This is a genomic window from Sphingomonas parva (ex Maeng et al. 2020) (assembly GCF_004564275.1).
In the GTDB taxonomy this organism is placed as follows: domain Bacteria; phylum Pseudomonadota; class Alphaproteobacteria; order Sphingomonadales; family Sphingomonadaceae; genus Allosphingosinicella; species Allosphingosinicella parva.
Genome location: NZ_SPDV01000001.1, coordinates 95,548 through 116,138, shown reverse-complemented (window position 1 = coordinate 116,138; position 20,591 = coordinate 95,548). Strand labels below are relative to the sequence as shown.

Annotated in this window: 17 protein-coding genes and 1 riboswitch; of the genes, 10 read left to right on the top strand and 7 right to left on the bottom strand. The window is 67.1% G+C overall.

Annotated features, from left to right (window positions below; genetic code table 11):
• Window positions 1-3,339 carry a carbamoyl-phosphate synthase large subunit gene (carB, locus tag E2493_RS00510; RefSeq protein WP_135082621.1) on the bottom strand — a complete coding sequence of 1,113 codons (3,339 nt, stop codon included), beginning with the start codon at window positions 3,337-3,339 and terminating at the stop codon, window positions 1-3.
• 80 nt (window positions 3,340-3,419) lie between these two features.
• A complete protein-coding gene (carA, locus tag E2493_RS00505; RefSeq protein ID WP_135082619.1) occupies window positions 3,420-4,586 on the bottom strand; it encodes a glutamine-hydrolyzing carbamoyl-phosphate synthase small subunit in 1,167 nt (388 codons plus the stop codon).
• Between the two features lie 144 nt (window positions 4,587-4,730).
• On the opposite strand from carA, the gene E2493_RS00500 reads away from it, so the two are divergent.
• The 6 genes from E2493_RS00500 (at window position 4,731) to E2493_RS00475 (ending at window position 11,359) form a co-directional block, all read left to right on the top strand.
• On the top strand, window positions 4,731-5,186 hold the full coding sequence (locus tag E2493_RS00500; protein ID WP_135082617.1) for a GatB/YqeY domain-containing protein: 456 nt from the start codon (window positions 4,731-4,733) through the stop codon (window positions 5,184-5,186).
• A 43-nt stretch (window positions 5,187-5,229) separates the two neighbouring features.
• Complete coding sequence (locus tag E2493_RS00495) at window positions 5,230-5,619, top strand: endonuclease domain-containing protein (RefSeq protein ID WP_135082615.1); 390 nt, start codon at window positions 5,230-5,232, stop codon at window positions 5,617-5,619.
• On the top strand, window positions 5,616-7,517 hold the full coding sequence (dnaG, locus tag E2493_RS00490) for a DNA primase (protein WP_135082613.1): 1,902 nt from the start codon (window positions 5,616-5,618) through the stop codon (window positions 7,515-7,517). The genes E2493_RS00495 and dnaG overlap by 4 nt, the downstream gene beginning before the upstream one ends.
• Window positions 7,518-9,548, top strand: a complete 2,031-nt coding sequence (gene rpoD, locus E2493_RS00485; protein ID WP_135082611.1) for an RNA polymerase sigma factor RpoD — start codon at window positions 7,518-7,520, stop codon at window positions 9,546-9,548.
• Window positions 9,549-9,772: 224 nt separating this feature from the next.
• Entirely contained in the window at window positions 9,773-10,444 is a 672-nt protein-coding gene (locus E2493_RS00480; protein WP_225421054.1) for a DUF6975 family protein, read from the top strand.
• Between the two features lie 69 nt (window positions 10,445-10,513).
• Window positions 10,514-11,359: an AAA family ATPase gene (locus tag E2493_RS00475; RefSeq protein ID WP_135082862.1), complete on the top strand. Its 846-nt coding sequence runs from the start codon at window positions 10,514-10,516 to the stop codon at window positions 11,357-11,359.
• 3 nt (window positions 11,360-11,362) lie between these two features.
• On the opposite strand, the gene E2493_RS00470 is transcribed toward E2493_RS00475, so the two are convergent.
• Together E2493_RS00470 and rpmE are read right to left on the bottom strand one after the other, a co-directional pair.
• A complete protein-coding gene (locus E2493_RS00470) occupies window positions 11,363-11,827 on the bottom strand; it encodes a GNAT family N-acetyltransferase (protein ID WP_225421065.1) in 465 nt (154 codons plus the stop codon).
• Between the two features lie 70 nt (window positions 11,828-11,897).
• A complete protein-coding gene (gene rpmE, locus E2493_RS00465) occupies window positions 11,898-12,128 on the bottom strand; it encodes a 50S ribosomal protein L31 (RefSeq protein ID WP_135082607.1) in 231 nt (76 codons plus the stop codon).
• Between the two features lie 106 nt (window positions 12,129-12,234).
• Window positions 12,235-12,405, top strand: a riboswitch (cobalamin riboswitch).
• 88 nt (window positions 12,406-12,493) lie between these two features.
• Here rpmE and E2493_RS00460 point away from each other — a divergent pair.
• The 4 genes from E2493_RS00460 to E2493_RS00445 are packed head-to-tail and all read left to right on the top strand — an operon-like array spanning window position 12,494 to window position 16,806.
• Complete coding sequence (locus E2493_RS00460; RefSeq protein ID WP_167737315.1) at window positions 12,494-14,371, top strand: TonB-dependent receptor plug domain-containing protein; 1,878 nt, start codon at window positions 12,494-12,496, stop codon at window positions 14,369-14,371.
• Window positions 14,340-15,140, top strand: a complete 801-nt coding sequence (locus E2493_RS00455) for an ABC transporter substrate-binding protein (RefSeq protein ID WP_135082604.1) — start codon at window positions 14,340-14,342, stop codon at window positions 15,138-15,140. The genes E2493_RS00460 and E2493_RS00455 overlap by 32 nt, the downstream gene beginning before the upstream one ends.
• A gap of 8 nt (window positions 15,141-15,148) precedes the next feature.
• Window positions 15,149-16,105, top strand: coding sequence for a FecCD family ABC transporter permease (locus tag E2493_RS00450; RefSeq protein WP_225421053.1), 957 nt, complete (start codon window positions 15,149-15,151; stop codon window positions 16,103-16,105).
• Complete coding sequence (locus E2493_RS00445; protein ID WP_135082600.1) at window positions 16,102-16,806, top strand: ABC transporter ATP-binding protein; 705 nt, start codon at window positions 16,102-16,104, stop codon at window positions 16,804-16,806. The genes E2493_RS00450 and E2493_RS00445 overlap by 4 nt, the downstream gene beginning before the upstream one ends.
• Here E2493_RS00445 and fabZ read toward each other — a convergent pair.
• From fabZ to bamA, 3 genes are read right to left on the bottom strand one after another with little or no spacing between them, the layout of a single operon-like run.
• Entirely contained in the window at window positions 16,803-17,282 is a 480-nt protein-coding gene (gene fabZ / locus E2493_RS00440) for a 3-hydroxyacyl-ACP dehydratase FabZ (RefSeq protein ID WP_135082598.1), read from the bottom strand. The genes E2493_RS00445 and fabZ overlap by 4 nt on opposite strands.
• The gene (locus tag E2493_RS00435) at window positions 17,279-17,863 is read right to left on the bottom strand and encodes an OmpH family outer membrane protein (RefSeq protein WP_225421052.1); all 585 of its coding nucleotides are present in this window, start codon (window positions 17,861-17,863) and stop codon (window positions 17,279-17,281) included. The genes fabZ and E2493_RS00435 overlap by 4 nt, the downstream gene beginning before the upstream one ends.
• Window positions 17,864-17,910: 47 nt before the next feature.
• A complete protein-coding gene (gene bamA / locus E2493_RS00430) occupies window positions 17,911-20,547 on the bottom strand; it encodes an outer membrane protein assembly factor BamA (protein WP_404828280.1) in 2,637 nt (878 codons plus the stop codon).
• Between the last annotated feature and the right edge of the window lie 44 nt (window positions 20,548-20,591).

Below are 20,591 nucleotides of genomic sequence, written 5' to 3'. Positions count from 1 at the left end.
TCACGCTCTGGAGGTGTGATAATAGGACTGCAGGGAGCGAACATCAAGGCTGTGCTCACGCAGCACGGCAATGGAGCGAACCACCGCTACGCTCGACGCAGCCGTCGTGAAATACGGGACTTTGGCCATCAGCGCGGAGGCGCGGATCGAGGCGCTGTCCTTGTGGCTCTGCCAGCCTTCGGTGGTGTTGAAGATGATCGCGACCTCGCCGTCCTTGATCTTGTCGACGATGTGCGGCCGCCCCTGCGCCACCTTGTTGACGTGAGTGATCTCGATTCCCTGCGCGCGCAGATAGTCCGCGGTGCCGCTGGTCGCGATGACGTGGAAGCCCATCTCCGCCATCGCCCGCACCGCCGGCGCGACCAGAGCCTTGTCGCTGTCCTTCACCGACACGAACAGAGTGCCTTCGGTCGGCAGAACCACGCCGGCGCCGAGCTGCGATTTGAGGAACGCCGTCGCAAAATCCTTGTCGATGCCAATGACTTCACCGGTCGACTTCATTTCCGGAGAGAGCACCGGATCGACTCCCGGAAAGCGTGCGAAGGGGAACACCGCTTCCTTGACCGCGATGTGCGGCACGTCACGATGGATCGGCAGGAAGTGCATCAGCGGCTCGCCCGCCATCACCCGTGCCGCGATCTTGGCGATCGGCGTGCCGATCGTCTTGGCGACGAACGGCACGGTTCGGCTGGCGCGCGGATTGACTTCGATCAGATAGACCTTGCCGCCTTTCACCGCGAACTGGGCGTTCATCAGGCCCTTGACGCCGAGCGCCAGAGCGAGCGCCCTCGCCTGCCGCTCGATCTCGTCGACGATCTCCTGATCGAGACTGTATGGCGGCAGCGAGCAGGCGCTGTCGCCCGAATGCACGCCCGCCTCCTCGATATGCTGCATCACCCCGGCGATGACCACGTCCTTGCCGTCGCAGATCGCGTCGACGTCGACCTCGATCGCGTCGCGCAGATATTGGTCGATCAGCACCGGACTGTCGCCGGACACCTGAACCGCCGTGACGATGTAATCGTCGAGCTGCGCGGGGCCGTCGACGATCTCCATCGCACGCCCGCCGAGTACGTAGCTCGGACGGGTCAGCACCGGATAGCCGATGCGATCGGCGACGGCGATCGCCTCCTCGCGGCTGCGCGCGATGCCGTTTTCCGGCTGGCGAAGGCCGAGCCTCTCGACCAGCGCGGCGAAGCGCTCGCGATCCTCGGCGAGGTCGATCGCGTCGGGCGAGGTGCCGAGGATCGGGATGCCTGCCTTGGCGAGCGCGGCGGCGAGCTTCAGCGGGGTCTGCCCGCCGAACTGGACGATCACGCCGACCAATTCCCCCCTCGACTGCTCGACCGCGAGAATCTCGAGCACGTCCTCGACGGTCAGCGGCTCGAAATAGAGCCGGTCCGACGTGTCATAGTCGGTCGAGACCGTTTCCGGATTGCAGTTGATCATGATCGTCTCGAAGCCCGCTTCGTCCAGCGCGTAGCAGGCGTGGCAGCAGCAATAATCGAACTCGATCCCCTGCCCGATCCGGTTCGGGCCGCCGCCGAGGATCACGACCTTGCGGCGGTCGCTCGGCTCGCTCTCGTCCTCCGGCGCGCCGAAGCTCGGCGCCTCGTAGGTCGAGTACATGTAGGCGGTGCGCGCCTCGAACTCGGCGGCGACGCTGTCGATGCGCTTGAACACCGGGCGCACGCCGAGCTTGTGGCGCAGCGCCCGGACCTCGTCCTCGGTGGTGGCGCCGGTCAGCGCCTTCACCGTGTCGTGGATCAGGCCATGGCTGCGGGCGGCCACCTTGCCGAGGACGCTGTCGCGCAGGTGCGCCGAGCGCACGGCGAGCTCGGCCAGCCGCTTGTCGGAGAAGCCCATCGCCTTCAGGCGGCGCATCCCCTCGGCATCCTGCGGAAGCCCCTCCTGCTCGATCCCCTGCTCGGCCTCGACGATCTCGCGGAGGCGCTCGAGGAACCAGGGGTCGAAATGGGTGATCGCGTGGATCTCCTCGACAGTGAAACCCTCGCGGAGCGCCTGGGCGGCGCTGAGCAGGCGCTCCGGCGTCGGTCGGGCGAGCGCTGCCTCGATCTCGACGCGCGGCGCGCCGTAGAGCGGCTTCACCCCGTCGAGGCCGACCAGCCCGGTCTCGAGGCTGCGCAGCGCCTTCTGCAGGCTCTCGTGGAACGAGCGTCCGATCGCCATGACCTCGCCGACCGACTTCATCGCGGTGGAGAGGAGCGGCTCGGATCCCTTGAATTTCTCGAAGGTGAAGCGCGGGATCTTCGTGACGACATAATCGATCGTCGGTTCGAAGCTCGCCGGCGTCGATCCGGTGATGTCGTTCTGGATCTCGTCGAGCGTATAGCCGACGGCGAGCTTGGCGGCGACCTTGGCGATCGGAAAGCCTGTCGCCTTGGACGCGAGCGCCGAGGAGCGCGACACGCGCGGGTTCATCTCGATCACGACCAGGCGCCCGTCCTTGGGGTTGACCGCGAACTGGACGTTGGAACCGCCGGTCTCGACGCCGATCTCACGCAGGCACGCGATGCTCGCGTTGCGCATGATCTGATATTCCTTGTCGGTGAGCGTCAGCGCCGGCGCGACCGTGATCGAGTCGCCGGTGTGGATGCCCATCGGATCGATGTTCTCGATCGAGCAGATGATGATGGCATTGTCGTTCCGATCGCGGACGACCTCCATCTCATATTCCTTCCAGCCGAGCACCGATTCCTCGATCAGCACCTCAGTGGTCGGCGAAGCCTCGAGGCCCCCGGTGACGATCTGGACGAACTCGTCGCGATTGTAGGCGATGCCGCCGCCGGTGCCGCCGAGGGTGAAGCTCGGTCGGATGATCGCGGGCAGGCCGACGTGATCGAGCCCGCGGATCGCTTCTTCCAGCGTATGGGCGATCTGGGAGCGCGGGCTCTCGAGCCCGATCTTGTCCATTGCCTCGCGGAACTTGAGGCGATCCTCGGCCTTCTCGATCGCCTCGGCGTCGGCGCCGATCATCTTGACGCCGTATTTCTCGAGCGTGCCGTCCTTGAAGAGCGCGAGCGCGGTGTTGAGCGCGGTCTGCCCGCCCATCGTCGGCAGCACCGCGTCCGGCCGCTCTTTCTCGATGATCTTCGCGACGAACTCGGGCGTGATCGGCTCGACATAGGTGGCGTCGGCCAGCTCGGGATCGGTCATGATCGTCGCCGGATTCGAGTTCACCAGGACGATGCGATAGCCTTCCTCGCGCAGCGCCTTCACCGCCTGGGTGCCCGAATAATCGAACTCGGAGGCCTGGCCGATGACGATCGGCCCGGCGCCGATGATCAGGATCGAGGAAATGTCGGTGCGGCGGGGCATAGGCTGGATCTGACCTTCGATGTCCTCGCCCCGAGGGGCTCGGTGGAAATGGCAATCGTTCGGCGGGTCACCCGCCGCGCTTACTTCTGGAGCTGGTCCACGAACTTCTCGAACAGATAGGTGCTGTCCTGAGGGCCGGGACTCGCCTCGGGATGATATTGTACGGAGAAGGCGGGCCGGTCGGTGAGTTCGAGGCCGGCGAGGCTCCCGTCGAACAGCGAGATGTGGGTCGGGCGCGCATTGTCCGGCAGGCTCTCGGCCTCGACCGCGAAGCCGTGGTTCATGCTGGTGATCTCGACGCGGCCGTCCTCCAGCCGCTTCACCGGATGGTTCGCGCCGCGATGGCCCTGGTGCATCTTCGCCGTCTTCGCGCCGACCGCGAGGCCGAGCAACTGATGACCGAGGCAGATGCCGAACAACGGCTTCCTGGTCTCGAGCAGCTGCCGGATGACCGGCACGGCATATTCGCCGGTCGCCGCCGGATCGCCGGGACCGTTCGAGAGGAAGATGCCGTCGGGCCGGTGCGCCATCACCTCGTCGTAGGTCGCGGTGGCGGGCAGCACGGTGACCCGGGCGCCGGCGTCGGCGAGATTGCGGAAAATGTTGCGCTTCGAGCCATAGTCGATCGCGACGACATGCGGCCGGCTCGCGTCCTCCTCATGCTCGCCATAGCCCCGGCCGAGCGTCCAGCGCCCGCCCGACCAGCGAAACATCTGCGCGCAGGAGACCTCCTTTGCCAGGTCCATGCCTTCGAGGCCGGGCCAGGCGCGCGCCTTCTCGAGCAGCGCGTCGAGGTCGAACTCGCCCTTCGCGTTATGGGCGATGACTCCGTTCGGCGCCCCCTTCTCGCGGATCCTGCGGGTCAGCGCCCGCGTATCGACGCCGGAGAGGCCGATCCGTCCGTTCGCCTTCATCCAGGCGTCGAAGCCCTGGATCGCCCGGAAGTTGCTCGGCGCGCTGACGTCCTGGCGAACGATGCAGCCGAGCGCCCAGGGATTGTCCGCCTCGAGATCCTCGTAATTGGCGCCGACGTTGCCGATGTGCGGGAAGGTGAAGGTGACGATCTGCGAGGCGTAGGAGGGATCGGTCATCACCTCCTGGTAGCCGGTCATCGCCGTGTTGAAGCAGATTTCGCCGACCGCCTCCCCTTCGGCGCCGAAGCCGCGCCCCCAGACGATCGTTCCGTCGGCCAGGACCAATACGCCCGTCGCTCCGTTCGGCGCAGGCGATTGCTGGGCGTGAGCCATGTCGGCGGGCACTCCTTGAGGATGGTTCTGGCGATGTCGCTAAGGCTCAGCCGCTAGGCGGACCGGGCCGCAGCGTCAATCTATTAAAACCCGGAGCCTGCCGCTATCTTCGCGCCTTTCCCCCACGTTTGGCGACGAGAGATCATGATTCGCGACGACATCAAGGCTGCCCTGGTCACGGCGATGAAGGGGGGCGACAAGCCGCGCACCGCCGCCATCCGGCTGATCCAGTCGACCCTCAAGAACCGTGACATCGAGCTGCGCGGCGCCGCCAGCGCGCCGAGCGACGACGACGTCTTGGTCACCGAGGTGCTGCAGAAGATGATCAAGCAGCGCCGCGAATCGATCGCCCTCTACGAGCAGGGCGGCCGCCAGGAGCTCGCCGACGCCGAGAAGGCCGAGGTCTCCGTGATCGAGACCTTCCTGCCCCGCCAGATGAGCGAGGACGAGACGAAGGCCGCGATCGACGCCATCGTCGCCGAGACCGGCGCGAGCTCGGTCAAGGACATGGGCCGCGTCATGGCCGTCCTCAAGGAACGCCACGCGGCGAACCTCGACATGAGCAAGGCGAGCGGCCTGGTGAAGGCGCGGCTGGGGTAAGAAGATTCCCCCTCCCCACCGGGGAGGGGGTTAGGGGGTGGGCATGCCCGACGCGCCGCGAAGGCCGACAAAAAGAGCTCAGAACCTCCGCAACAATGCCACCGATTGTGAGCGTCTGCTATGGCTCCAGCTTCGGCAGCGGCGCCTGAACGGCTTCAAGTTCAGCCGCCAAATACCTGTGGGACCGTTCATTTGCGATTTTGTCTGCCGACGAGCCATGCTCGTGATTGAACTCGACGGCGGACAGCACTCTGCCAATGCGGAAGCCGATCGGGAGCGAACGCGCTTTCTCGAGCATGCCGGCTACCGTGTGATCAGGTTCTGGAACAACGAAGTGACCGACACTCTGGAGGGAGTCTTGGACAGGATCGGGGTCGCGCTCGGCGCCTGCCCACCCCCTAACCCCCTCCCCGACGGCGAGGGGGGACTTTGACCCTTTCCCCGCAATTCCTGGACGAGGTCCGAGCCCGCACCTCGTTGTCGACGCTGATCGGGCGGAGCGTGAAGCTGCAAAAGGCGGGGCGCGAGTGGAAGGCGTGCTGCCCGTTTCACAAGGAGAAGACGCCGAGCTTCACGATCAACGACGAAAAGGGCTTCTACCACTGCTTCGGCTGCGGTGCGCACGGCGATGCGATCCGCTACCTCACCGATGCGCGCGGACTGCCGTTCATGGAGGCCGTGAAGGAGCTCGCGGATGCGGTCGGGCTCGAGGTTCCCGCGCCGGATCCCCGCGCGCAACAGAAGGCCGAGCGGGCAGCCGGGCTGTACGACGTCACCGAGGCCGCGCAGCGCTGGTTCGTCGAGCAGCTCGGCTCGATCGAGGGCGCAGCGGCGCGGGAGTATCTGAAGCGCCGCGGGATCAAGGACGCGACGATCGCCCGCTTCGGCTTCGGCTTCGCGCCCGACAGCCGTGGCAAGCTCAAGTCCGCGCTCCAAGACTGCGGCATCGAGAGGTTGATCGAGACCGGCCTGCTGATCGATCCGGAGGGCGAGCGCGAGCCCTATGACCGCTTCCGCGGCCGGTTGATGATCCCGATCCGCGACCAGCGCGGGCGGGTGATCGCCTTCGGCGGCCGCATCCTGGGCGACGGCGAGCCGAAATATCTGAACTCGCCGGAGACACCGCTCTTCGACAAGGGCCGGACCCTCTACAATCTCGACCGGGCCGCCCCCGCCAGCCGCAACAGCCGCAGGGTGGTCGTGGTCGAAGGCTATCTCGACGTCATCGCGCTCGATCAGGCCGGGATCGGCGAGGCGGTGGCGCCGCTCGGCACGGCACTGACCGAGGGCCAGCTCGAGCGCCTCTGGCGCCTCGCCCCTGCCCCGATCCTCTGCTTCGACGGCGATGCGGCCGGCCAGAAGGCCGCCGTGCGCGCTGCGCATCGTGCACTTCCCCATGTCGGCCCGGGACGCTCGCTCGGCTTCGTCACCCTTCCCGCGGGCCAGGATCCCGACGATCTCGTTCGCAGCCAGGGCCGCGCCGCCTTCGAGGCCCTGCTCGAGGCGCCCGAGCCGCTGGTCGACCGCCTCTGGCGCCACGAATCCAGCGCGGAGCCGCTCGACACGCCGGAGGCGCGTGCCGGCCTCAAGCGCCGCCTGTTCGAGCTGGCCGCGACGATCGCGGATTCCGACGTGCGCGAGCAATATCGGATGGAGCTGCTGCAGCGCTTCGACGCGCTCACCCGGCCGCAGCGCCAGGGAGGCGAGCGCCCAGCCTTCCAGCGGGGCGCTTTCCAGGGCGGCGGCCGCTTCGCTCCCGGACGTTTCCAGAACGGACGTTTCCAGATCCCGCGCCCCGTTTCGGAACAGGCGAAGGCCGTGGCCAGCGCCGGCCTCGATCCACGCTGGTTGCGCGCCGTGCTCGCCGGTCTCGTTCGCCACCCTCAAGTCATTGCCGGACATGCGGAAGCGGTCGCCGCTTTGCCGATCGGCGATCCGGCTTCGTTGCGGCTCCGCGATATTTTGCTATCGGCGGCGCTGATCCACGGCGAACTTGATCACGAGCGTCTAAATACCATATTGACCGAGGAAGGTGCGGCGCCTCTCGCGGAGGCGCTTCGCCAGGAGAGAGGACTGGCCTTTTCCTTCACCCGCCGTGATGCCGATCCGGAACGCGCCCACCGCGATCTCGTTCTGGTGATCGACACATTAGCGGCCCAGCCGGGACTATGTTCCGCGCTTGAGGCCGCGACCGAACGGCTGAAGGAGACGGGAGACGAAGCCGCCTTCCAGGAGCAGCAGCGGCTCCGGAAAGCGCGGGATGAGGCGGAAAAGCAGCTCGCGGCCCTGATCGAAGGGGATGCGGGATCCAGACAGGAACAAGGCGTTTAGATGGCGAAGACGAACACGGCGATCGATGCGGAAGACAAGCAGGACGGGGGCGATGCGCCGCTGATCGACCTCAACGAAGCCTCGATCAAGAAGATGCTCGCCCGCGCCAAGAAGCGCGGCGTCATCACCTATGACGAGCTCAACGAGGCCCTCCCGCAGGACCAGATGTCGTCCGAGCAGATCGAGGATATTATGTCCGCGCTCAACGACATGGGCGTCAACATCGTCGAGAACGACGATCGCGACGAGGAGGATTCGTCGTCGGAGACCGATTCGGACGGCGGCCTCGACGAGCAGGACGGCAGCGACGGCGAGCGCTTCGTCATCGAGAAGAAGAAGGAGACGGTCGATCGCACCGACGATCCCGTCCGCATGTACCTGCGCGAGATGGGCGCCGTCGAACTGCTCTCCCGCGAGGGCGAGATCGCCATTGCCAAGCGCATCGAGGCCGGCCGCGACACGATGATCTGGGGCCTCTGCGAGAGCCCGATCACGTTCAACGCGATCATCGAGTGGTCGAACGCCCTCAACGAGGGCCACATGCAGCTGCGCGAGATCCTCGATCTCGACGCCATGCTCTCCAAGGGTCCGACGCCGGAACAGGTCGCCGGCGCGGAGGAGAATACCGACGGGGAGATCAGCGAGGCGGCGGCCGGTCCCTCCTTCAAGGAGGAAGAGGACGTCGAGGAAGTCGTCGAGGAAGAGGATGAGGACGGCAACCCGGTCACCCGGCGCAACCAGTTCGAGGAAGAGGATGAGGACAACACCCTCTCCCTTGCCCAGATGGAAGAGACGCTGAAGCCGCAGGCGCTGGAGCGCTTCGCCCGCATCACCGATCTCTACAAGAAGTTCTCGGCGCTGCAGAGCGCCCGCATGGAGGCGATGAGCGCCGGCCAGGCCTTCCCGGCCGGGCAGGAGAGCAAGTATCAGGACCTGCGCGAGCAGCTCACCGCCGAGGTGGAGAGCGTCCAGTTCCACAACGCCAAGATCGAATATCTCGTCGATCAGCTCTACAGCTACAACCGCCGCCTGACCGCGCTGGGTGGGCAGATGCTGCGCCTCGCCGAGCGCCACAAGGTGCCGCGCAAGGCGTTCCTCGACGCTTATATGGGTCATGAGCTCGACGAGGGCTGGTCGGACCGCGTCTGCAACCTCGACAAGAAGTGGAACGCTTTCTGCTCGCAGGAATCGTCCGCGATCGAGCGCATCCGCACCGAGATCTCGGAGATCGCCCAGGCGACCGGCATGAGCCTCGCCGAGTTCCGCCGCATCGTGAACCAGGTCCAGAAGGCCGAGCGCGAGGCGCGCATCGCGAAGAAGGAAATGGTCGAGGCCAATCTCCGCCTCGTGATCTCGATCGCCAAGAAGTACACGAACCGCGGCCTGCAGTTCCTGGATCTCATCCAGGAGGGCAACATCGGTCTGATGAAGGCGGTCGACAAGTTCGAGTATCGCCGCGGCTACAAGTTCTCGACCTACGCTACCTGGTGGATCCGGCAGGCGATCACGCGCTCGATCGCCGATCAAGCGCGCACGATCCGCATTCCGGTCCATATGATCGAGACGATCAACAAGCTGGTCCGGACCTCGCGCCAGATCCTTCACGAGATCGGCCGCGAGCCGACTCCGGAAGAGCTCGCCGAGCGCCTGTCGATGCCGCTCGAGAAGGTCCGCAAGGTGATGAAGATCGCCAAGGAGCCGATCAGCCTCGAGACCCCGATCGGCGACGAGGAGGATTCGCACCTCGGCGATTTCATCGAGGACAAGAATGCCGTGATCCCGGTCGACGCCGCGATCCAGGCGAACCTCAAGGAGACGGTGACCCGGGTGCTCGCCTCGCTGACGCCGCGCGAGGAGCGCGTGCTGCGCATGCGCTTCGGCATCGGCATGAACACCGATCACACGCTCGAGGAGGTCGGCCAGCAATTCTCGGTGACCCGCGAGCGAATCCGCCAGATCGAGGCCAAGGCGCTCAGGAAGCTGAAGCACCCCTCCCGCTCACGGAAGATGCGCAGCTTCCTCGATCAGTGAACGAAAGGCCCTCCCTCCGGAGGGCCTTTTTTTGGACGGTGATCCAACGCGCCGCTGCACCGCTCCGGAAAAGAGCCGTTTTCGAACGGCTTGGGACGGGGCCTGGAAGCGCTTCACCGAGGTCCCCGCATTGTGCCTAACACGCCATAAACCTCCTTTTTACGGCATTGATATAGGTGAAGCTGGTAAGCCGTTCTTCGAGAACGCTTGGGAGAATGAGGGTTATGGCATCAGCTCCGCTCGGCATGGCACGGGCCGCCCCGACGGGGCAGACCCTGCTGACGTGCGTCGCCGACCGGGGCAGCGCGGCTCATCCCTGGCCCCGCCACCCGGAGCTTCTGCGCGGCGAGCATTGCGCCCGAAGCCTTGCCGATCTCATCCATTATCTCTGCACTCTGCACGGCCGCTATCCGGGGGTGATCGATCACGCCTCGCTGCGCGCTGTCGACCCCGCGTCGCGCGGCTGGTTCGCCCAAGCCACCTACGCCTTTGCGGGCGAGCGGGCTTATCTGGCGCGCCTTGCCGTCGCTGCCGGTCCCGTGCCCAGCACGCCGGGCGCCGCCGGCACCGATTCGACCGTGCTCGCGCAGCGCCATGCTCTGGACATGCTGGCCCAATCGGAGCGCAACGGCTGCGCGCTCGGCGCGTCCCTCGCCCTGGTTCTCGACTGGGCGCACCTGCGCGAGGTGCTCGACGCCGGTGCACGCCGCTTCGGCGTGGAGCCTCCGCCGTACACGATCGCCGAACCCGGCCCGATCGCCGATCTCGCCGACGCCTACGCCGGCTCGCCGGCCGTCCAGCGCGCCTTGCTGTTCGGCGCCGAGCAAATCCTTCATCAGCACCACGGCCTGTGGGACCTGCTCGAGGCCCGGCACCAGGCGCGCGCCCAGGGCTGAGCGCCCTGGGCAGCTTGCCCTGCGATGGCCCCTCCCCTATCGCTCGCGCTGTCGAGCGAAAGGACGGGAATGCGCTTCGAAGGCACCAGCAACTACGTCGCGACCGAGGATCTGAAGGTCGCGGTCAACGCCGCGGTGACGCTCCGCCGGCCGCTGCTGGTCAAGGGCGAGCCGGGAACCGGCAAGACGGTGCTCGCCCATGAGATCGCCGGCGCCGTCGGCGCGCCGCTGATCGAGTGGCACGTCAAATCCACCACCAAGGCGCACCAGGGGCTCTACGAATATGACGCGGTCGCCCGCCTGCGCGACGGCCAGCTCGGCGATCCCCGCGTTCACGACATCTCGAACTACATCCGGCGCGGCAAATTATGGGAGGCGTTCACCAGCCCCCAGCTTCCGGTTCTGCTGATCGACGAGATCGACAAGGCGGATATCGAATTCCCGAACGATCTCCTCCAGGAGCTCGATCGAATGGAGTTCCACGTCTACGAGACCGGCGAGACGGTGAAGGCGGTGGAGCGGCCGATCGTGGTCATCACCTCGAACAATGAAAAGGAGCTGCCCGACGCTTTCCTGCGCCGCTGCTTCTTCCACTACATCAAGTTCCCCGACCGCGAGACGATGCAGGCGATCGTCGACGTCCACTTTCCCGGCATCCAGAAAATTCTCGTCTCGAAGGCGCTCGAGATCTTCTACCAGGTCCGCGACGTGCCCGGCCTCAAGAAGAAACCGTCGACCAGCGAGCTGATCGACTGGCTGAAGCTCCTGCTGCACGAAGACATGCCGCTCGAGGTGCTGCAGTCGCGCGATCCCGCCAAGGCGATCCCGCCGCTGCACGGCGCCCTGCTCAAGAACGAGCAGGACGTGATGCTGTTCGAGCGGCTGGCGTTCATGGCGCGGCGGCCGGGCAACTGAGACTCAGACCGGCGGGCGCCGGAACAGCAGGATCGATTCGTCGCGATACGTAGCGGGCTCTCGGATCGAGAAGCCGGCTTTCTCCGCGACCCTGATCGAAGCCGCATTGTCGGCATCGATGATCGCGACGATCTCGCGCCCGGCGAGGGCCGCCTCGGCCCAATCGAGCGCGCCGGCCACGGCTTCGGACGCATAGCCCTGGCCGTGCGCCGAGGGCGCGAGCACCCACCCCATCTCCGGAAGCCCCTCGATCGAGGGAGTCATGTCACGCTTGAAGTCGGCGAAGCCGACCTGGCCGATATAGGCGCCGTCCTCGCGCCGCTCGACGGACCAATAGCCGAAGCCGAAGAGCGGCCAGAGCCCGACGCCGCAAAGGATCTTGCGCCACGCTTCCTCGCGGCTCAGCGCGTGGCCGCCGAGATGGCGCATGTAGTCGGGATCGCCCAGCATCTCTGCCTGGACGACCAGATCGCTCTCGGAGCGCCCTGAGGCGCAGCCGCGCGGTCTCGACGATCGGGACCACGCGGCTGCCGCCGTCTTACTTCTTGCCGAGCGTAAGGCCGCCGAAGCGCTTGTTGAAGCGCGCGACCTGGCCGCCCTGATCGAGCATGCGGGTCGTGCCGCCGGTCCAGGCCGGGTGCACCTTCGGATCGATGTCGAGCTGGAGCGTATCGCCTTCCTTGCCCCAGGTGGAGCGGGTCTCGAACACGGTGCCGTCGGTCATCTGCACCTTGATCATGTGGTAATCGGGATGGGTATCGGCTTTCATCGCTTTGATTTTCCTTGGGCTTTGGCTGGTTCCGACCAGCCTCATGGAAGGCGTGGCGGCATGTAGCCGCAACCGGCCGAATTGACAAGGTGCCGCCGGGGCGCCTAGCCACGCCGCCAGCGAAGGTGCTGCGCCGGCGACGGCGCAGTGAAAATGGGAAGCCGGTGCGATACCGGCGCTGTGCCCGCAACTGTAAGCGGAGAGCCCCTCCCCCGCAAAGGGTGAGATCAGGCAAGGACCCGCGAGCCAGGAGACCTGCCTTCGCATGTCGTCCGCAACGCGCCGGGACCAGCGTGCTGCGCGGCACTTCGCCATGCCGGCGAATGGCCTCCGAGACGACAGCCATGTCGTTCGATGGAGGATCCATGTCACCGTTCCTGTTGCTCTCCGCACTCGCCGCTCCGATCGCCGCCGCACCGACGGATGAAACCCAGTCCATCGTGGTCACCGCCGCGCGCGAACCGCTCGCCGAGGAGGAGGCGCCGGCCTCCGTTACCACCTTCGACAGCGAGACGATCGACAGGCTGGGGCTGGCCGGCGGTGCCGATCTGCTCCGCCTGTCGGCGGGTGTCTCCGTCGCCACCACCGGGCCGCGCGGCACCCAGACCCAATTGCGGATCCGGGGTGCCGAGGCGAACCACAGCCTGCTGTTCGTCGACGGTATTCGCTTCAACGATCCCGCGGCCGGCAACGAAGCCCGTTTCGAGCTGCTCACGACGGACGCACTCTCCCGGGTCGAGATCGTCCGGGGGCCGCAATCGGCGCTCTGGGGTTCCGAGGCGCTTGGCGGCGTCGTTGCGCTCGAGACCGCCGATCCACTGGGCCCGAGGCGGCTCAGCGCCCTCGGCGAATACGGCAGCTTCGACAGCGGCCGCGCCGCGCTCCAATTCGCCTCGGGCGGAGAGACGGCCGGCCTGTCCGGCTCCGCCTCCTGGATCGGCAGCGACGGCATCGACAGCTTCGGAGCGGGCGGCGAGCGTGACGGGTTCGAGACCGTGAATGCGAGCCTCAAGGGCGCCGTCCATCCCTCTGCCGACACCGAGATCGGCCTGGTCGGCCACTGGATGGAGGGCGAGAGCGAATATGACGGCTTCGACCCGATCACCTTCCGCCGGGCCGACACGCTCGACGAGACCGCCAACCGCATCCGTGCAGCGCGCGGCTGGGCCAGGGCCGAAGCGGCGGGCTGGTCGCTCCTCGCCGAGCTCGGCTGGCTGGACAGCGCCAATCGCAACCGCCTGGACGACGAACGGCTGAACAGCACGTTCGGCGAGCGCCTCAGCGCCGGCGCCCAGCTTTCGCGCACCTTGGGCGGACACCGAATGACCGCCGCCGTCGAGCACGAGGCGGAAGACTTCCGCGCGCGCGACCAGGTTTATCTCGGCGGAACCGACCAGAATCGCGGCCGCCATCTCACCGCCTTGGTCGGCGAATGGCACGCCCGCTGGAGCGGCCTCGTCTCAACCGACCTTGCCGTTCGCCACGATGCGTTCAGCGCCTTTGCCGACGCAACGACCTTTCGCGCCGCTGCCGTCGTGATGCCGGCGCAGGGCTGGCGTCTCCACGCCGCTTATGGCGAGGGCATCGCACAGCCGACCTTCTACGATCTCTACGGCTTCTTCCCCGGCTCCTTCCTCGGGAATCCGGCGCTGCGGCCGGAGAGCTCGCGCGGTTGGGAGGCAGGCATACGCTGGGAGAAGCGCACGCTGACCCTCGGGGTCACCGGCTTCTCCAACCGCCTGCGCGACGAGATCGTCGACACGTTCGATCCCCTGACCTTCCAGTCGAGCACCGCCAATGCGGAGGGCAGGAGCCGGCGGCGCGGCATCGAGGCGGAGGCGGCCTGGCGTCCTTCGGACGCGTTCGGCCTCGCGCTGAACTATAGCTGGCTCGACGCCGAGGAGCGGCAGGACGCGGGCGATCTGGCCGTTCGCGAGATCCGGCGGCCGCGGCACAGCGTCAATCTGGTGGCGAGCGGCACGCGAGGCCGGTTGAGCTGGGGCGGCTCCGCGGCGTATATCGGCGCGCGCCACGATACCGATTTCGATCCGTTTCCGGCCCGCGACTTCAGGCTGGACGATTATCTCCTCGCCTCCCTTCGGCTCTCCTGGACGCTCAGCGACGGCCTCGAGGCCTATGGACGCGTGGAGAACGGCTTCGACTCCGATTATCAGGACGTGATCGGCTACAACACGCCGGGAAGAGCGGTTTATGCGGGTTTTCGCTTTCGCCTCGGCCATTAGTCTGCTCGCGCTCGCGGGTGCAGGCGATGCGGCCCCGCGCCGGGCGGCGTCGCTCAACCTCTGCACCGACGAGCTGCTGCTGATGCTCGCCGATACTCGGCAGATCGCCTCGGTCACCCATCTCGCGCAGAAGCCCGAGGAGACGAGCCTGTGGCGCGAGGCCCGCCGCCACCGCGCCAACGACGGCAGCCTGGTCTCGGTGGCGGCGATGAAGCCGGATCTCGTGCTCACCATGGGCGGCGGCGGACGCGATCGGATCAGGATCGCCGAGCGGCTCGGCATCGCGGTGATCGACCTACCCTATCCGCAGTCGATCGGCGACGTCGAGGCCGCCATAGCCCGCGTCGCGGGCGCATTGGGCCAGGCCCAACGCGCGCGACCGCTCCTCGCGCGGATTGCGCGGCTGAGGACAGGGACTCCGGCACGGAGCGTAGACACGATCTGGCTCGCCGGGGGCGGACGCAGCGTGGGTCCCGCGAGCCTCGCCGGAGCGTGGATGGCGCTTGCCGGCTTCCGCCAGCGGGCGCTGCCCGGAGATCGTGCCACGCTCGAGCAATTGCTCGTTCGCCCACCCTCGGTCCTGCTGCGCAGCGACTATCGAAGCGGCCAATATTCCGGCGAGCAAAGATGGCTGTCGCATCCGCTGGCCAAGGTCCGCAGCACGCGCACGATCATGACCGACGGCCGCCCCTGGACGTGCATGGGCCCGCTGCTCGTCGGCGAGATCGAGCGCCTGAAAGGCATTCGCGTGCCGGGCGCTCGCCGATGACGGCCAGGATGACGCTCCTTCTCGCGACGCTCGCCGGCGTCCTGTTCCTGCTCTCGCTCCTCACGCCCTGGTCGAGCATCGCCGCCCTGATGGCCGAGGATCGGGGACTCGCCATCGCCGTGCTGCAGGAGCTTCGGCTACCGCGGGCCCTGCTCGCGCTGATCTATGGCGCAATGCTCGGCGCGGCCGGCGCAGCGATCCAGGCGCTGTTCGCCAACCCTCTCGCCTCCCCGGATCTGACCGGCACGACCAGCGGGGCGGCGCTCGGCGCGGTGGTGACAGCGTATCTGATCGGCCTCGCCTCGCCGCTGGCGCTGTCGATCGGCGCGATCCTCGGCGCGCTTGCCGCGCTGCTCCTCCTGCTCGTGCTGGCGGGCTCCCGCGCCGAGACGGCGACGCTGCTGCTCTCCGGGCTCGCGATCAGCGCCCTTGCCGGCGCGCTCACCACCCTGGCGCTCGCCCTCGCGCCCTCCCCGTTCGCCTTCTACGACGCCTACGACTGGCTGATGGGCTCGCTGGTCGACCGCAGTCTCGCCCAGGCGGCGTTCGCCGGAGCGCCCGCACTCGTCGCCATGCTGCTGCTGCTTCGCCTGCGGGCGCCGCTCGACCTCCTTACCCTCGGCGAGGATGTCGCCGAGTCGCTCGGTCATGATCTTCGGCGCCTCAGGGTCGAGATCGTGGCGCTCACCGCCATCGGCGTCGGCGCCTGCGTCGCGATCTGCGGCGCGATCGGCTTCGTCGGCTTGGTGGCCCCGATCTTCGCACGGCGCCTCAGCCGCGGCCATCCGGGCCAGGCCATCCTCCCGGCCGCGCTGCTCGGCGGGACCCTGCTGCTCGCGGCCGATCTCGTGACGCGAGCGGCGCCGCTCGGCCGCGTGCTCCCGATCGGCGTGGTCACCGCGCTGCTCGGGGCTCCGTTCTTCCTGTGGCTGGTCGCCCACATGCGGTGGAGTCTCGGACGATGACGCGCCTCCTCGACGCGCAAGGTCTCGAGATCGCCGGGCGTCTCGCGGCGACGGATCTCGCCATCATCGGGCCGCAGCTCGTCTGCCTCGTCGGACCGAACGGCAGCGGCAAGACGAGCCTGCTTCACGCGCTTGCCGGAATCGGATCCGCCTCCGGCACGGTGCGGATCGGCGGGGCCGACGCGCGAACTGCGTCCCCCAGCGTGCGCCACCGGCTGTTTTCCTATCTGCCGGCCAATCGCGAGCTGCTGTGGCCCCTCACCGTACGCGACGTTGCCCGTCTCGGCCTGGCCGCGCTCGAGAACGAGATCGACGCCGCGCTCGAGACGTTCGAATTGACCGGCTGGGCGGATCGGCGGGTGGACCGCCTGTCCACCGGAGAGCGCAGCCGCGTGCTGCTCGCCCGCGCCTTCGCTGCGCGTTCGGCGCTGCTGCTGCTCGACGAGCCGATCGCCAACCTCGATCCGCTCTGGCAGCTGCGGCTGATGGACATCCTGCGCCGCAGCGTCTCCGCCGGCGGCCAGGGCGCGATCGTCGCGTTGCACGATCTCGATCTGGCGGCGCGCCATGCCGATCGGCTGATCATCATGAAGAACGGCCGGATTGCCGCGGACGGCGACCCCGCGGAGGTGATCGCCGGCCCGTGCATTCCGGCCGTCTTCGGTATTCAAAGGACCCGCGAGGGCTGGCGCCCGGCTTAGTCCGCCGGCGGATCCGCGATCATCGCGGTGAAGCTGGTTTCCGCTGCGAGCTTGCCGTCGATCAGCACCCGGCCGGCGAACTTGCAGACCGAGCCCCGGTCCTGGACGAGATCGACCTCGATGCGGAGCAGCACGCCGGGCTCGACCGGCCGGCGGAACTTCGCGCCGTCGATCGCCATGAAATAGACCAGCTTGCCCGAACCGGCGAGCCCGAGGGATTCGACCGCCAGCACGCCGGAGGCCTGCGCCATCGCCTCGACGAGGAGCACGCCCGGCATGATCGGCCGGGTCGGGAAATGCCCCTGGAAGAACGGCTCGTTGATCGTCACCGCCTTGATGGCGACGATCCGCTTCCTCGGGACCAGCTCCTCGACCCGGTCGATCAGGAGCATCGGATAGCGATGCGGCAGTGCCGCCATCACCCGCCGGATGTCCAGCGGGCCGATGGCGGTGCTGCCGGAGTCGTCGGTGCTCACCGGCCCTGCGGACGCTGCGGCTGCGGCTGCGCCGGATTGGCGGCGGGCGCCGGCTGCTGCTGCTGCGGCAGCGGGGTCACGCTGACCGACGGCAGCTGCTGGTTCAGCAGGTTGAGCGCGTCATTGGTCACGTCGGCCGACGGATTGAACGCCCAGGTGGTGCCGGCCGCGACGACCACCGTCGCGTTGCGCTGAGCACGAATCTGCTCGAGCACGGTGCGCAGGCGGGTCGAGATCTGCTGGTTCACATGGATCTCGGTGGACTGCAGCTGCTGGCTCGTGCGCTGGATCTCCTGCGCCGCCGTGTTGCGCTGGGTCTCGAACGCGGTGATGCGGGACTGCAGCGCCGCGTCGGGCTGCTTGCCGTTGAGCGCGTTGATCGCGGTCTCGAGCGGCGCCTGGGCGGTCTGGAGCTGCTGGCCGAGCGTCTGCTGGCGCTGCTGAAGGGCGGTGGCCTGGGTCTGCAGCTGGGTGGATGCGGCGCGGCAGGCCGTGCACTCGCTCGACACGCGGGCGATGTCCACGATCAGGATCTGGGGGGCATTGTTGTTGTTGCGCTGCGCGAGAGCGGCGCCCGACATGCCGAGGGAAAGCGCCGCTGCAGCAGCGCCGAGAGCGAATTTATTCATTAGAATGCGGTCCCTACGTTGAAGGTGATGAGCTTGGTATCGTCGCCTTCGGCCTTGATAAGCGCCTTGGCTATATCGATCCTGAACGGGCCGAACGGCGAGTTCCAGTTGACGCCGAAGCCGACCGACACGCGCGGCTTGGGCGTGTCGCCCCGGAAGACTTCGCGGAACGAATTCGCGCCGACGATGGTGCCGGTCGGGCAGCTGGCGCTGTCGCCGATGACCTGCGATCCCTCCACGGTGCCTGTGACGTCGGGATCGTCGACGCAGTTCCTGACCGTCGTGGTCGCAGGATCCCTGAGGCCGAAGAGCGCGCCGGCATCGACGAACAGCGACGGGCGCAGGCCCAGCTCGCGCAGGCCGGAACTGACCGGAATCTCGAGCTCGGCGCGGGCGAGATAATAGGCCCGTCCGCCGAGCGCGTCGTCGATCTGGCGGTTGCTGTCGTCGACGATCGGGCCGTTCTCGTCGAAGAATTCGCGGACGACGCGCGGACCGACGCCACGGATGTCGAAGCCGCGGATCTGCGGCTCGCCGAGGAAGAAGCGGTCGATCAGGCGCAGCGGATCCTCGTCGGCGCTCGGCGCCTTCTGGAAGCTGTGGATGTAACCGCCCTCGAGCGAGGCCGAGAAGACGAAGCTGCCGAACGGCTGCCAGTATTTCGCCGCATTGGCCTTGGTCCGCAGGTAGCGGACGCTGCCGCCGAGACCGGCGAAATCCTGGCTCAGGACGAAGCGCTGGCCATTGGTCGGGCGGAGCCGGTTGTTGGTGTCGTCATAGGCAAAAGAATAGCCGATCGACGACGTTGTCCGCTCACCGATCGCCTGGCACAGATAACGGCCGACACGCAGCGGATCGCAGAAGGCGGGAAGCGGCCCCGAGCCGTCCGGATCGGTGAAATAGAGGCTCTCGTCGAGCGTCACCTTGTCCTGGCTGAGGCCGTAGCGCGCCGCCAGCTGCATATATTCGGTGAGCGGGATGCCGCTGCGCAGCTGGAAGCCGGTCGACAGCTGCTCGTAGGTGTTGTTCCGCTCGTTACCGATATAGTTGAAGCTGTTGTAGTCGCGCCGGAAGACGTCGACGCCGACCGCGATGTTGCGGTCGAACAGATACGGCTCGGTGAAGCCGAGCTCGATCGACTTGGAGTAGCTCGAATAATTCACCGCGGCGCGAACTTCCTGGCCCTTGCCCATGAAGTTGCGCTGGCGGATCGAGAGGTTGACCAGGAATCGCTCGAGGCTCGAGAAACCGGCCGAGACCTGCAGCTCGCCGGTCGCCTTCTCCTCGACGTCGAGGCCGAGCACCACTCGGTCCGGCGTCGCGCCCTGGGTCTGGGTGATCTCGAGGTCTTCCTGGAAATATCCCAGGGATTCGATGCGGTCCTTGGAGCGCTTGACCCGCACGCTGTTGAACGGATCGCCCTCGGCCAGGCGGAACTCGCGGCGGATAACCTTGTCGCGGGTGGCCGTGTTGCCGTTGATGTCGATGCGATCGACGTAGACGCGTGGGCTCTCGGCGACCTGGAAGGTCACCGCCATCGTCTTCGTTTCCTTGTCGCGCTCGATCTGCGGATTGACGTCGGCAAAGGCGTAGCCGAACAGGCCGGCGCTCTCGGTCAGCGAGGTGACCGTGTCTTCCATCTGCTTGGCATTGTACCAATCGCCCTTCTTCATCGGCAGCAGACGGGTGAGGTTCTCGCCCTTGAAGTCGCGGATCTCGCTCTCGACCTTGACGTCGCCGAACTTATAGCGCTCGCCTTCCTCGACCACGTAGGTGATGATGAAGTCCTGACGGTCCGGCGTGAGCTCGGCCACCGCGGAAACGACGCGGAAATCGGCATAGCCTTCGGTGAGATAGAACAGGCGCAGCTGCTGCTGGTCGTAGGCCAGGCGATCTGGATCATAGACCGAGCCTGAGCTCAGGAAGCTGAGGAAGTTGGTGCGCTTCGTCGCCATGTGCGAGCGAAGCTCGTTGTCCGAGAATTTCTCGTTGCCGAGGATGTTGATCTGGCGGACCTTGGACTTCGGCCCCTCGCTGATCTCGAACACCACGTCGACGCGGTTCTGCTCGAGCTGCACGATCTTGGGCTCGACCTGCGCGGCGAACCGGCCCTGGCGGCGATAGAGTTCGATGATGCGGGCGACGTCGGCGCGGGCCTTGGTGCGGGTGAAGATCTGGCGCGGGGCGAGCCTGATCTCCGGGTTGATCTTGTCGTCCTTGATGCGCTTGTTGCCCTCGAGGATGATCCGGTTGATCACCGGATTCTCGCGCACCTGGATGACCAGGTTTCCGGTGTCGCCGCCGAGGATCTGGACGTCCGCGAAAAGCTCGGTCGCGTAGAGATCGCGCAGTGCCTCGTCGAGCCGCTCGCGCGTATAGGTCTCGCCCACGCGGAGCTTCATGTAGGAGATCACCGTCTCGGGCTCGAGACGCTGGTTGCCGGACACGGCGAGAGAGCGGATCACCGATTCCGGCTGCGGGGCCACGGTCGGTGCGGTCGGCGCGGTCGGCGCGGCGGCCGCGGGCGCCGTAGCCTGCTGCGCGTAGGCCGGCAGGGCGATCCCGGAGAGGAACGTGCCGACGAGAAGCGCGGAGCACAGGCGCCGACGATGGTTTGATGCTGTAATCGCTGTCACGGGTCCCCGCCCTAAAAGATGGAGCCGGCCCTCACGGCCAGCCC